General features: G+C 36.4%; 13 protein-coding genes. All 13 read right to left on the bottom strand.

Going from position 1 to position 13,577, the window contains the following annotated elements; genetic code table 11:
* Positions 1-918 (bottom strand): hypothetical protein, encoded by a 918-nt coding sequence (locus ATN92_RS07670; protein WP_056950588.1) that lies wholly within the window; start codon positions 916-918, stop codon positions 1-3.
* On the bottom strand, positions 918-1,568 hold the full coding sequence (locus tag ATN92_RS07665) for a hypothetical protein (protein WP_056950585.1): 651 nt from the start codon (positions 1,566-1,568) through the stop codon (positions 918-920). Before ATN92_RS07665 ends, ATN92_RS07670 begins: the two co-directional genes overlap by 1 nt.
* Complete coding sequence (locus ATN92_RS07660) at positions 1,568-3,382, bottom strand: phage tail protein (protein WP_056950582.1); 1,815 nt, start codon at positions 3,380-3,382, stop codon at positions 1,568-1,570. The genes ATN92_RS07665 and ATN92_RS07660 overlap by 1 nt, the downstream gene beginning before the upstream one ends.
* A complete protein-coding gene (locus tag ATN92_RS07655; protein ID WP_158106634.1) occupies positions 3,382-4,311 on the bottom strand; it encodes a phage tail domain-containing protein in 930 nt (309 codons plus the stop codon). The genes ATN92_RS07660 and ATN92_RS07655 overlap by 1 nt, the downstream gene beginning before the upstream one ends.
* Positions 4,312-9,195 carry a tape measure protein gene (locus ATN92_RS07650; protein ID WP_056950577.1) on the bottom strand — a complete coding sequence of 1,628 codons (4,884 nt, stop codon included), beginning with the start codon at positions 9,193-9,195 and terminating at the stop codon, positions 4,312-4,314.
* Complete coding sequence (locus ATN92_RS07645) at positions 9,196-9,528, bottom strand: hypothetical protein (protein ID WP_056950574.1); 333 nt, start codon at positions 9,526-9,528, stop codon at positions 9,196-9,198.
* Between the two features lie 11 nt (positions 9,529-9,539).
* Positions 9,540-10,007 carry a hypothetical protein gene (locus tag ATN92_RS07640; protein ID WP_056950572.1) on the bottom strand — a complete coding sequence of 156 codons (468 nt, stop codon included), beginning with the start codon at positions 10,005-10,007 and terminating at the stop codon, positions 9,540-9,542.
* A 70-nt stretch (positions 10,008-10,077) separates the two neighbouring features.
* Positions 10,078-10,857 (bottom strand): hypothetical protein, encoded by a 780-nt coding sequence (locus ATN92_RS07635; RefSeq protein WP_158106633.1) that lies wholly within the window; start codon positions 10,855-10,857, stop codon positions 10,078-10,080.
* A gap of 61 nt (positions 10,858-10,918) precedes the next feature.
* Positions 10,919-11,323, bottom strand: a complete 405-nt coding sequence (locus ATN92_RS07630; protein ID WP_056950562.1) for a hypothetical protein — start codon at positions 11,321-11,323, stop codon at positions 10,919-10,921.
* Positions 11,324-11,332: 9 nt separating this feature from the next.
* Positions 11,333-11,812 (bottom strand): hypothetical protein, encoded by a 480-nt coding sequence (locus ATN92_RS07625; RefSeq protein WP_056950559.1) that lies wholly within the window; start codon positions 11,810-11,812, stop codon positions 11,333-11,335.
* Positions 11,809-12,135 carry a hypothetical protein gene (locus ATN92_RS07620; RefSeq protein ID WP_056950556.1) on the bottom strand — a complete coding sequence of 109 codons (327 nt, stop codon included), beginning with the start codon at positions 12,133-12,135 and terminating at the stop codon, positions 11,809-11,811. Before ATN92_RS07620 ends, ATN92_RS07625 begins: the two co-directional genes overlap by 4 nt.
* Complete coding sequence (locus tag ATN92_RS07615; RefSeq protein WP_056950553.1) at positions 12,128-12,493, bottom strand: phage head-tail connector protein; 366 nt, start codon at positions 12,491-12,493, stop codon at positions 12,128-12,130. Before ATN92_RS07615 ends, ATN92_RS07620 begins: the two co-directional genes overlap by 8 nt.
* 12 nt (positions 12,494-12,505) lie before the next feature.
* Positions 12,506-13,564 carry a hypothetical protein gene (locus ATN92_RS07610; RefSeq protein ID WP_082604465.1) on the bottom strand — a complete coding sequence of 353 codons (1,059 nt, stop codon included), beginning with the start codon at positions 13,562-13,564 and terminating at the stop codon, positions 12,506-12,508.
* Positions 13,565-13,577 lie beyond the last annotated feature (13 nt).

Raw genomic sequence — 13,577 nt, 5'->3', positions numbered from 1 at the left:
TTAAGACCCCATTTCACTATTCATATTTTGTAGTTTGCTTCTGATTGACGTATTCATAGTTTGGCTAACATCAACTTGGCCACTTGTAATCATTTGCGAAATTAAATTTTGAGCATTGCTTGCAGTCACAAGATTGCTGGCTTTGATTTGATTTTGCAAATCAGATAGGGCTTGAACATTAGTTTGATTTTGAGCCTTTAAATCGGCCATTTGGCTTTGTATATCGTCAATTTTCTTTTTTACAATAGCTACATATAAAGCGACGTAATAAGCAAGCTGTTTTCTACCAGTCTCAATCAAATCATGAATCATCAGCAAAGCACGTTGAAATTCTGAAATATAGACGGAAAAACGGTGTGGCATAGCATTTTGATTTCCAATTATTTGCAAGTCAAAATCTAACGTAGTAATCGCTCTATCACGATCCACACTTTCAATAATGAAATGAGCTGACTTAAAGTGTCCTTTTGCTTGAGCAATAATTGATTCAGGTTGCCAAGTGATAATTCCTTCTGAAGCTTGAGAAGTTTCAAAACCAACATCAGAACGAATATAGGCACCACTTGCATCTGTTCCTTCAAAAGTGATTAGCTTATCTCTTAGCGCATTACCATCACCAACATATCCGCTTAAATCTTCTATATCTGCATTAGGAGTTAGGAAATTAAGTTCAAATTGGTAGTTTCCTGCCAATCCTTGCACCATGTAAGCAGGTTGAAATTTGTGTCCCAAAAATAGTAGTTGAGACCAACCTTCAGGCGTAATATGGTTACTTTCATCAGTAGTGTATTGTGTTGGCAGATATGAGGCCTCAGCTAAATTGGTACAAAAAAATAGTGCTTGAGTCGTCGGTAAAGCACTATCAACAGAATCATAATCATAATTTTCATATGATCCAGGGAAAATGTTATCTTCCATTATTTATCCTCCATTTCATCATCCATTTGGTGTAACTTACTCTTCCAGCTGTAAGCATCGCTAATACCATAATCACCAGTGTAATTTGGTGGACGATATCCATTTGGATTTGGATTACTAGGAAATCTTCCTTCGATATTTTTCATTCTCGTTTCTAATTCCCCGAGTTTTTGATCGACTTCCGATTTTTTGGCATAAGATTCGGAAATTGATTCAGACAATTCATTGCTTATTTGGCTTAGTTTATCCGGAGTAAATTGTTGGAAAAAATTAACCAGCAGCTGGATATTTGAATCCTCAACTGCTTGGTTCTTCAATACAGTATTGATTGCATTTTCGACTTCTTCGATATTATAAGTAGTTGAGTGGAACATCGAAGGGCCGATTTGTTCTTGAGTTAGCCTATCCAAATGTAGCTCGTTTCCATCAATTCCTTCCAATGAAGCAATTTCTGGAATGGATAGTTGCGTATCTTTAGTAATATCTAGCAGCTTATATTTTTGAGCGATGACATTACCATCATCATCTTTTCCAAGAATTTTTAAAACATAGCCACCAGAATCGTCGAAAATCTTTGTGCCCGTGTCGGCCGTTTTGTTGATGTGCATTCGATTCAATCGACTGTAATTTACAATTTGCATTGGTTCCATTAGCTTCCCTCCTTATTTAATTTAATTTTATTTATTTTGTCATTCATACTCTTTATAGACTTAGTTGCTTCACTAAGTTTGGCTTCTTGCTTTTTAAAAGCTTTATTAAGTAGGACATTGTTTCGATTTGCAAGACGAATCTTATCAGACATTTCATAATTAATATCACGTTTGGATAGTTTTGAATTATCAAGTGTGACGGTCATAGGGCTGTTGTTTGTCAACGGATTACCACTGATTCCATTTAGTGTGATCATTGTTTTAATTCCGAGAGGTTCAGCATTCAAAAACAGCGTATCGCCAATATTCAAACTGTCATCTTGAGCTGACAAGTTAACAGTCAATTCAACTACTGGTTCGGTTTGCATTACTGAATCAGCATACTTCTTCATCTGTTCTGGATCTTTAATTTGGTCATTAGTAATATCTTCGCCGATGATTAAACCGTGCTTAGAACGTGAAGCTAAGCTGTAGTAAAAGAACGGATTAAAATAGTATTTTACTTCGTCCGTATCTGCCTTTGCTGTATCATCGGTAGCTGCTTCGGTTGATTTAGGCTCAACATCTGTATCACCGTCAAAGTTGATATCATCAGCACAAACCCATTCGTTAGTTGCTACACGATACCAAGTTTTTCCGCCATAACCATCTGATACGGTTCCATCGATCTTCCATTGACTGCCGTTAGGTAGTGTGCGACCAGAAATTTCATGTTGACCAGAATATGGAGAATCATAAATTTTAGCAAAAGCTGGCGTGATAGTAGTTTCCTTGTCACCAGTACCAGTGGTTATGTCAGCAGCCTTAATAGTACCTTGACCCCAGACTTGCTCGATAACTTGTTGTTCTGGCTTGACATCTCCAGATTTATCAAATGAGAAATATTTCTCACTTACCCATTCGTTTGTGGCAACACGATACCAGACAACACCGTTAATTGATACTTGCTTATCAATAGCCCATTTACTACCATTTGGTAGTTTTTGACCGGTAAAGTTATTTCCTACCGGTGAGCTATAAACGGGTGCTCCACCATCTTCCATAGTTGAAATAGTTCCCCGAGCATTGCCAGTAGAAGTTGCTGCCGATGTGCTAGATGAGCCAATAGAATCGCTTGTTGAGGTTCCATCAGCTGTTGAACTGTGGGAATCATCAACTGTGGCACCATACAGCATAGCTCCATTGACTATTGAAGTTGAATCTACCGATAACTCAATATCGTTGGTGTTATGAGACCAGATGAATTGTCGGTTGGTAGCAATCTTATACGAATTTTGATCATAGATTAAAACCGTTTTTCCATTTGGAAGCCAACGTGCTCCATATGAATCAACGGCTTTTTGAATTGCGTCCAAACCAGAACAGTTACCCCAATCCGTAATATCAATAGTGGGAAAGCTTCCATTAATTTGGTATGAATAGCCTGAATTGTACTGACTATCAAAGATAAATTTCATCATTGAATCAATGGAATAGCTTTGGCTTCCCTTGTTAACTTTGAACTGCCTAAAATTTTGAATACCAAATATTTCATGTGTTGCCGTGACATCTTTAGTAACAAAATCATCAACGTATTTAGACACACACTGCTTGATTTGATACTTTTGACCGTCAAAAATGATATAAGCATCGTTCTTCAGCAGGTCGAATGAAACGCCATTATCTTTAGTTAAAAACGCTGTAAAAGATAACTGAAACGTTGAACTAATCTGATAATCTATTTGAAATGTATCCTCGTTAAGACTTGTCAACCATTCTTCTTTCTGGCCGTTGAATGATCGAATGTAAATTTTATGTCCGTTAAAGGCTAGCATTAGAAATAGATGAAGTAGAATTCAAAGGCGACATCTGAGTTTGACAGGCCAGAAATTTCAAACTCGTTATCACCTTTTACTAGTGAAATTGTTCCATGATTACTATTGATTCCGTCCGGTTGACCGTTTAGATACGGGTCAACACCGTCTAAAATCAATTCATCGCTTAAACCTAAAACACGGTTATAAGTGAATGTTTCGCCGGTACTTTTATTGGTCAGGGTTGGCGAACCACTTCCCCTAATATGAATTTTTAGATAATGGCTTTGCCCCAATGGATCAATAGCCATTGAGCTTGGATTATAAATAGAAAACTTCTTTTCTTTGGACTCAAAGGATATATCCCTATTGGGTATTCCCATGCCGTAAGAAAAGAAGTTTTTATTTTTATCAAATACTTCTAAAGAAGTTGCCACTGACTCCCGTACTCCCGTGTAATTGTTAAAAGTTAGAACAAATGTACCCTGTCTCTCATTGAAATACGTTGGCGCCATTGGCTTCAACTTTACTCGATATTTAAATGTGGGTTCATTACCAAATACAATCCAAAACTCGCCACGAGACAAAAAGAAATTTTGTAATTCAGCAAGTATCATAGAAAACTCAGCTCTACTATCCCCCTTAACTTCCCAAGTAGTTGAAATATCTCGACTATCAAAGCTAGATGATGTGAGACGCTGACCGTCTCTAGTGTTCATCTTTTGCCAATTTTCAACAGGATTAGCTATTGCTGGGTCCCAGTCATATAAGTGAGCACCAAATAAATCCTCATCATCGTAGTAAGATGTCCAATCAATTCCATCATTACTAATGGCCAACTCAAAAGGATCAAGCGGCAATCTTGAAGGATTGTCATGGCCGTTTGAAAAACCATAAGCATGAGGCTTGGGATTTTGAAGTGTCTCATCTTTAAATACTTTATTAGTCAACTATTGTCTACCTCCTTGTTGATAACTATATACAGCCGTTTCTCTGGCGTTTTGTCTGTTCATATTGCTACTTGTTCTAGCGATGTTAATTTCAGGAGCAAAGTTCTTACCTTCAATAGAACCTAGTAGATTAATGACAATATCCAGTTTTTGACCAAGGTCAGCGCTGATATTGCTTGTTAAATTTGAGGCTCTAAATTCTGGGTGATAATCTGCCATTCTCCCCATTAAATCTCCTATTAATGGGATAGCTGATGGCTTAGCAGGATTAATTGCAAATTCGTCACCAGCTTCACCGATAATGGCATTAGTAGCGCCAAAGACATGTCCACCGTTAGCCATTAATCTTGGACCAGAAGGACCACTAGCTTGACCGCGCCATTCGCCATACTTACCGTTATAGCCCATACCCATATCAGAACGCCATGTAGCATCATTAAACAGTGCAATTAGTTGATCTAACGGATTCCAAATATTCTTGTGTCCAGGCATAGCGTAATTATTAAATGTTGGGTCAATATACTGCAAAATTCCTTTTGATGGTGTACCGGCTTTAGCATTATTATCAGTCAAATTAATAGCGTGTGGATTACCGCCAGATTCATTGCCGATAATACGTTCAATCATATCTACATTAAAATCAGTTATCTTCTGGTGCATGTAAGCGGCGGCAGCCTTAATCATTGGACCGTATGCAGAAGCGGGTCTAGCACCACCAGCACCACTAAAGTCTAAATCTGCTAAAGTCTTTTTAAATGGCTTTGCAATAGCCTTTAAGAAACCATTTGAAATAGCATTTCCAAAACGACTAATAAACTCATTTCCACTAAAGCTAGCCTTTTCAAAGTAAGGCTTCTTTAAAAATGGAACTGGGTCTTTTTTTAATTCGTCCAAATGCTCAAACAAATAATCTGTCATATCTTCAGAGGCTTTATTTACATCGCCCTTACCTGAAGCATGGTGCGGTAGACTAGCAACCATTCCCATAAATTGCTCTGATAAATTATGTGGAAGAACTGCTGTATCAGAACCCAAGTAGCGAACTTCTTCACCCTTTAATCCGACGGGATAAATACCATTTTTCTTGTCATAAGCCAGTTCGTATCCTTGCTCACCAACCACTGCCAAATTTCCTTTTGGAGTACCAGAAGTACCTGTAGCATACTTAGCTAAACTAAGTGACTTGCCACCAAATTCAGTGATAACTGAATTGATTCCACCAATACCTTTGTTAACGTTAGTTATAACTTTTCCTAATGCGGTACTAGCTAGTCCCGGTAAAGAATTAAATGAAGTCTTAAATTTGCTTTTAACAGATGAAAGCCATGACTTCCAATCTTTTAAAAATTCGGATGAGAAACTATTTTCATCTTTAATAATTGAAGATGTCTTCGATTGAAAATTTTTCTGAATTCCCTTTAGGGCATCACTTTGATCAGACTTAGCATCCTTCCAAGCATTTTTCCATCCTTCCTTGAAAGAAGTATCGAAAGTTGATAATACGGACATTATGTTATCAACCGCATTTTTAAATGATTTATCAAATGTTATTGAACTAGTAGCTTTATTAGCTTGTTTAATCTGATTCTGTAACAAAACTCCTAGATTATTTTTAGATAATGTTTTCGACAAATTATCGAAGCTTTTACCCAAACGTTCAAAGGGATCGCTTTTATCATAGGATTTAATAAATTTGTTTAATTCGCTAAATGCCTTGGTTACTTGTTTGATAGGTGAAGTGAACTTAGTCCATGATTTAACATTCGCCTGAATAGATTTATCAAGCTTACTAAATAAGTCAGCAAGTTTTCCCTTAGATAATTCTTTTTTGAGATTTTCTAAATATTTATCGATTTTACTGTTCTTTAAAACAGAATTTAGGTTCTTTAAATCTTTGCTAAAATCTTTAAACGGATCTTTTTTCATCATTTTTCCAAATGAATTTAGAGAACTAAAGGATTTGGACACTTTTTGAATAGGCTTAGAGAATCTGTCCCACTTTTTAGTATCTTTAGAAAGGGATTTTGTTAGTTTGTCAAAATCTTTAGATAACTTCGACTTCTTAATATTCTTATCTAAATCATTTATATATTTAGATAATTTACTCTTCTTAAGGTACTTTTCAAAATTATTTAAATCATTTTTTATAGTTTTGAACGGATCATTTTTACCAATTTTGAATTTTGAGAGACTATTGAAACTTTTCGCTACTTTGCCAAAAGGCTTGGTCATCTTATTTAAAGATTTGTATGTACCACTAAAACTGGTTTCTAGCTTGTCTAAATCCTTGGCTATTCCAGAGCTTTTAAGAGAACTCTTTAATGAATTTAGTGCCGCTTGATATTTCTTTACAGCACCAGCCATCATTTTCACATTTTCAATATCTTTTTTACTGATTGATTTTTGAGAAGCTACTTTTTTAATTTCAGTTGAGGTTATGCTGGTTTTATGTGTTTGACTTTTTGACGACTTATGTGTAGCTTGAGGTTTTTTGATATTTTTAGGATTCCATATATTTTTCCAATCCGTTTGGATTCCTTTAATCATATTACTAAAGTTTTTCTTAACGTCTGGAATTATTTTGTCAAAACGTCCCATAAAAGAATCTTTCCCAATATCCCATAAATCCGCTAATCCGTTTATTGCTGCTCTACCAACAGATGCTATTATTCCTAATTTATTTTTGAAGGCACTAATTGGAATTTTAATTAAAAAATGTAAAACAGGATGGTATTTTTTTAAACTGGTCATATTTTTAGACCATTGTTCTTTTGCTTGAGCAAAATTATAGCCAACTTTTTGTACTATGTTTTTAGGCTTATGTTTAGATGAATAGTCATTATAACCTGTTAAGAAGTTACTAGCTCCTAGACCACCTAATTTACCCAACGCCTGTCCTATCATGGCACCTAAAGCTGGTTGCCCAAAATACGCTCCGATTCCACCTCCAATGGCGGTACCAATACCAGAACCAATTCCACTAAACTTTTGATCTTGATTTTTAGATTTAATTCCTTTATATAAATCAACTGCTCCAACTACAGCAGTAATACCACCGGCAAATTTCATACCAGCACTATTTCCTAAGGCTTTAAACTTCTCTCCGAATCCATTAGCTTTTTTTAAATCATTAATGCCAATAAACTTACTTACATCAAATGATTTTCCGGCTTTACCATTTCCAAATAGCTTGGACAACAATCCACCATCTTTAATGCCGATACCAGCAATCTTTAATAATGGATCAAAGACACCCTTAGCCATTTTAAAGCCCTTAATTGCAACTAGTGCTCCAGCAATAGCTTGAATTGACTTCTTGTGTTTAGCAGCAGCACTTAATAGGCTTTCAAATGTCTTCAGAGGATCGGCTGAATCCTTGGCATTTTTATCAGTTAACCCAAACATATTAGCAATGGTTGTCATGATAGACTTCATATCATTCCAAACAGCTTTACCAAAGATTGAAGCTATCTCACCGACATCTTTACCAATTTTCATAATGGTATCTTTATGACCATCAACATATTTAATAATGTCACCAATACCATTTAAAACAGTGGCTGTGGCTGACCCAATAGCTTTTGAATACTTTTGCATCGCATCATCTGATAAAAGATCACGAATAGCACCACTTGCCGATTTAGTAGTATTGAAGGTTTGTGACATAACATCACCCATTAATTTGCTAAACCTTGAATGGATATACATTCCCATCCCCATGTATGATGTCATAGCCTCTTGAGTACCGCCAGAATATTTCTTGCCTAGATATTCAAGAGTTTCAGTGAATTGTGTAGCACTAAGTTTACCAGCCGCTGACATAGCATATAGCTGTTTCATGGACTTACCAGTAGCTTTTTGCAAGGCTTCACCAAACATAGGGAATCGGTTAATCATGACGGCCATATCTTCTGAACTGGCTTTACCGCCGGCAACAATCTTAGCAAATTGCTCACCTGATTCAGCTAGTGCATCATTTGACATATGTAGAGTTGAACCCAAGGCGATAAATGAATTAGTCCAGTCCTTAGTTTCAGCAACATTTGAATGAACGTGGTAGAACGACTGAGACATTTTGTTGATCGTATCAGCTGCATAAATAGAGTGCTGTGACAAAGAATTAATATAATCAACTAAAACTTTCCCATCTCTGGGTGCTTCCGTTGTCAGTGAAGTCCAAACGGTCTTCATCGTATCTTGTTCCTTGTTGTACTCCATACCGGCTGCAGTTGCTGATTTCAAGCCACTTGTTAGCTGCATTAGTCCATTAGAAATCAATTGACCAGCAAAGGTACCAGCTATTATTTCTTTAAGATGACTAAATTTCTTTGTAGCAGTATCAACTGATGAAGTATTAACATTGATATCTTTTGTAACAGGCTTAGACATTTCATCAATCGCACTTTTGATTTTTGAAAAGTCGCCTTGATTGGCGACAAAGTCTAATTGAGTGCGTGCTTCTTTTGGCACCTTATGAAACATGTCCATGAAGCTGTTATAGTGCCGTTGATCTGCTATGAAATCAAGCTTGGTTTTCTTCTCTTTAGGTAAAGAATCGTAATCTCGTTTAGCGGCTTCAAGTGCTTGTTTATCAAACTTTGTTTTTAACTCTGTTTGAATATTTTTAGGTAAAGTATTCAAATAGCCTTCAAAACTAGAAAAGCCACTGTGATCGGCAATGGCTTTTAGCTGAGTTTGAATATCCTTAGGTAATCCTTGAATTTTCTGATCAAAGGTAACGATTTTCTGCTCATCGGCAGTAACATCGAGTTTTACGTTCTTATCCTTGATGTTGTCCATTGCTTGTTTAACTCTCTGAGCAGTCGGAGTTAACTGATCTTTACCAAGAAAATTAATAACTTTGTTTACTACGATATCTGACATCTATTCTCGCCCCCTTTCCATGACCAGATCATGAAACGCTTTTGCACTGATTTGTTTTCTTTGAATGTCGTCCGACTCCTTGCCGAAATTGTTAGCAAAATCTTTAACCTCGAAAAGTGAAGATTCAATTGATCGATTTTGTGTTTCAATATCTTCAATCAGACCTACTGGTCTTACCATTGAGGATTTAAGACGTTCATTCTCAAGATCGTCATATTGAGCAAGCAACGCTCCACGACACAAATCATTAAATTCAAAGGGAGTTAACTTCCAAAAATCATCAATATTTGTAATACCGATAATTCTTCTAGCTCTACTTATCTGCTCATCCAAATCAAATTGATTTACTTGCTTGCTTCCTTGATTCTCTTGTTTGCTTCCTTCATGTTTTCTTCGAGTTGATCGATTTGAATTTGAGTCATTTCTTTTTCTTCGGTTTTTACCGATTTCAATTCCAAACTCTTCTTCATACCTTTGATCAAACGATCTCCGTATCTCATCCACTCGCTTATTTTCGCTTTTAAAAAACCTGCGTCAATTAGTCCCTTAATGATTTCGCTAGTAACTTCGTGGATATCGTCAAATCGACCATCTTCACTTAATTGATCAACCAACTCATCTTCTTTAAGCAAATTCCCAGCAACAGCCTTAAAGAAAGTAATCACTGAATCTACATTGTCAGAAAATAAACCATCTAAAAATGAATTGAACTTGTCAGTACGTTTATCCTTGTCTTCACCAGCAATATTTTTGTATAAAAGGTAATTAAAAGTAGGTGTGACTATTCCTTTTTTTGTCTCTAAAGTTAGCATTTTAATTTCTCCTAATAATTTAATTCCGACCACCACCGCTCAAGCATGTGAGTATGCACTTTATTAGATACTAAACGGTCGGCTTAGTATCCGAAGATACTGATGATCCTGTACCTGAACTTGTATTTGAACTTCCTGAATTAGATGTATTAACCAGTTTAGAAGCTCCAGGGCCCATGACATCTTCACCAGTTGTTGTATCTTGAACTGTAATGGTTTCATCATCGACAGTATTATCAACTGTTTTCCCATTTTCTGTACCAATGTCACTTGGATGTGCCCAGTTGTAATACTTATCTAAGTCATCAAGTACACCATCTTCAAAGTCAGATTCGTCCAATTCAAAAGCGTTCTCATCAGAATTAATTGCTCGTTCAACACCATTTACTTCAAATTGAAGATTGGATGTAACGATTCCACCAAGTGCTTCAGTATTTGGCAAGTTAGGAACATAAGATTGAGAAAATTGTGCTTGAACTTTGCGATTTGGTTTTGTTCCATGAAGCGTATTTAAATCAACACGCCATAAGCCGATTAATTCACCTTTTTCCCATGCTGCATATAGATCCCAATAGAGATCTTTTCCATTGTTGGCAGGATCATCAAAAATAACATCTACTGTTCTTTGCTGATTAATAGCGCCAACACCCTTAGCCGTTCCACGCTTAGTGGCGTTCTTTACCACCGCTCGTGTGTTAGTACCTGATGTAGCACCTTGTTGACCTAAAATATGTGCCTTATTAGCTACTGGCTCATGCATAAAGCGCTTATACAGATAGATGATTTTATCTGCATCGCGGCCTTTAAAGGCCTTTTTGAATTTGTTTTCTGGTTTTGTATCGTCAGCCATTTTATTTCCTTCTTTCCAATTTTTGGGTAAAAAAATAGACATTTACTTTTGAAATGAATGTCTAAATAAATGATTTTTCTGTTATGTTGTAATCTATTGTGATTGTTACATGCCTCAATGATTGTGAAGTTGAATTATCAATAACTTCAATTTCGTTATGTGCAACCGATTTGCAATTATAATTCGATAATCTTAGATACATTAAATAATTTCTGATCATGTAACATGTATCCATCATCAAGCCATGATCATTGTCAACATCATCAAAATAATCAACATACAATGTATAACTCGATCGTTGTTCATTTTTAGCACGTTGACTATCTTCTGTTGATCCAGTTGAAACAATAATTTGAGGATAACTGTTGCTATCACTCTCTCTAGAATCAAAAATCGGTATGTTGTCTACTATGATGTTGATAGTTTTAATAGCTGATGTAACCATATCTCTTTGTGGTGAAATCAATCTCATCACCTACTTTATTGAATTTTTGATAATCTCATCAGAATACGTGTCTACATCAAGATCCATACCAGAATCATGCATAACATGCTGAGCCGGATAATTTCTATCCTTTAGGCCATTTTCAAACGCTTGGATGTATTCATATCCTTCTTTGGATTCAGCATTAGCGTAGATATCAGATGACGTCTTATCCTTAGATGTGTGCTTAGCAACTGACTTCCATAGATTACCGTGACCAACATAACCACTCTTAGAATGATATTCACGTTCTCTGATAAGCTTTTGAGCACCATCAACTTCATCATTAGCAATCTTATCAACGGCTTTAGGCACATTGACTTTGAGCCGTGCTTTATCTTGAAGTATTAGCTCTGCCAAATCGGAGTTGCCAGACTGTTTTAGTGATCTAGCCATAGCGATTAGTGGATCACTAAAGTTATCCTTAGCTTGAATTCTGACTATCGGTACGTGCTCGTTATTCCAACTCATAGCTTCGCTTCCGTTCCAACAACATATAATGTCGTTCTGCTCTTATGGTGTCTAACTTGTTTAACAATATACTTAGGAGATTGTTGCTTTTCGTCGTATTCACCCTCAAAAGCGACATAGTCAGCCGTTTCAGGGCAATTCAATCTGATTACCCATGACTTATCGTATTGCTTACCAAGGACATTAATTTGCTCCTGTGTTCCATTCAATTCTGTAACTCTCGCACCATAAAATTTAGTCGCTACCAAAAGTTTAGTGTGATTGAGTATATCATTATTAGATTTACCAATTTTTCTAATTAAATAAATAGTAGGTCTAATCAAACGTCATCACACTCCCACGATGGTCATTTTCTTCAAGCCCATCTTTGTATTGGTTCAGTAAATCAAAGTAAGGTGACAAATCAGTATCAGAGAATGTCAATGACATTCCTTCTTCTGTAATTGACTTAGTACCCTCATAATTCTCTTTAGTTACTGCATTTTGAGTAACCTTTTGAACTATGACAGTTAGCTTAGAATCAATATCATCAATATCCAGATACAACTTAATTTCATCAATTGCATTCTCAATATAGATTTTAATTCTTGGTATACGTGGATCATCAGTTTGTATGTCATTGATAACTTCGATATTAGATAATACTGCATCGATGACAGTATTATCTTGAGTTTCGCTCATGAAATCACCCCATTACTTGCTTGATGAGGAACTTGATGAAGAACTTGCGGCGGCCTTCTTAGCTTTGGTATTGATGTTAGTTACGACATACTTTGGATCAATCTTGAACTGGTACGCAACAACACCGATATTACGTGGGTCAGTCACTATCTTGTAATAAGGCACGGTGGCATTTTCTAATGTAGTAACTGTTAGTCCAACATATGATTGAGTAATATCATATCCTAAACCATTCGGATGCATTGAAACAATACGACGATTAATCAATGCTGATTGACCACCTTTTCCAAGTGCGTCACGTGTTACTTCAACCGCATTTTGACTAGCTGGTGCAGTTGAATAGCGCAATGCACCGTCCGTCATTGCATACATAATTGTTGTGCCATCTGCATCTAGTGGAATATCGTCATCTTCAACGATCGGAATACCATTGTAGGTTGTCAATGGGGTTCCACCTTGTGATGGTTGAATATCGGCAATTAAGTTTTGTTCACGCATTGCATATACAGTAGCTGAATTGACTACCAATCTTGTTAGTGTTGGAGTAGCAACATCACCCATTCTAGATAGAGCAGCTAAGTAGTTGCCGGCTGATAAGTCTTGAACGGTATCAAAGCCAAATGACTTACTTTCTTTTAAATCATCTAATAGATACATGTTTTTGAGCATTGCAAGAAGTAATCGTTGATCTTGTCGTTGCCAGTAATTTGAGAATTTAGATGTGACACGTCCTTCGACATTTGCACCTGATACTTGTTGAGAAAAGTCTGTTTCACCAAATGCTTTGGCTTGGTAAAATTTGACGGCATTATGTTCGTCACTAGTGATACCTTCAACAGTAATATCGTCAGTATCATTCCAGTCTTGAGGTTCACCACTTAAATCGTTCAAAACCGGAATATTCATCAATCGACCGGGATCTTGTAGATGTGCGCCCATCACATCATCGGCGGTAACCGCACCAGATGTTAAAAGACGATTAGTTTTAGTAGAGTCGTTAGTAATGTATTGTGCCCATAATTCAGGAATAACCAATTGTCCTAAAAATGTTGAGCCAGTAAATTGTGGCATTTAAATTTCCTTC

The organism is Companilactobacillus bobalius, assembly GCF_009764355.1.
Note: the sequence above shows the minus strand (reverse complement) of the source record. Positions and strands in the feature narration are given on the sequence as shown.

Bases quoted from the DNA above. Each gene is read 5' to 3' on its own strand.
- ATN92_RS07670 (WP_056950588.1), bottom strand. From the start codon at position 918: ATGGAAGATAACATTTTCCCTGGATCATATGAAAATTATGATTATGAT.
- ATN92_RS07665 (WP_056950585.1), bottom strand. From the start codon at position 1,568: ATGGAACCAATGCAAATTGTAAATTACAGTCGATTGAATCGAATGCAC.
- ATN92_RS07660 (WP_056950582.1), bottom strand. From the start codon at position 3,382: ATGCTAGCCTTTAACGGACATAAAATTTACATTCGATCATTCAACGGC.
- ATN92_RS07650 (WP_056950577.1), bottom strand. From the start codon at position 9,195: ATGTCAGATATCGTAGTAAACAAAGTTATTAATTTTCTTGGTAAAGAT.
- ATN92_RS07640 (WP_056950572.1), bottom strand. From the start codon at position 10,007: ATGCTAACTTTAGAGACAAAAAAAGGAATAGTCACACCTACTTTTAAT.
- ATN92_RS07635 (WP_158106633.1), bottom strand. From the start codon at position 10,857: ATGGCTGACGATACAAAACCAGAAAACAAATTCAAAAAGGCCTTTAAA.
- ATN92_RS07625 (WP_056950559.1), bottom strand. From the start codon at position 11,812: ATGAGTTGGAATAACGAGCACGTACCGATAGTCAGAATTCAAGCTAAG.
- ATN92_RS07615 (WP_056950553.1), bottom strand. From the start codon at position 12,493: ATGAGCGAAACTCAAGATAATACTGTCATCGATGCAGTATTATCTAAT.
- ATN92_RS07610 (WP_082604465.1), bottom strand. From the start codon at position 13,564: ATGCCACAATTTACTGGCTCAACATTTTTAGGACAATTGGTTATTCCT.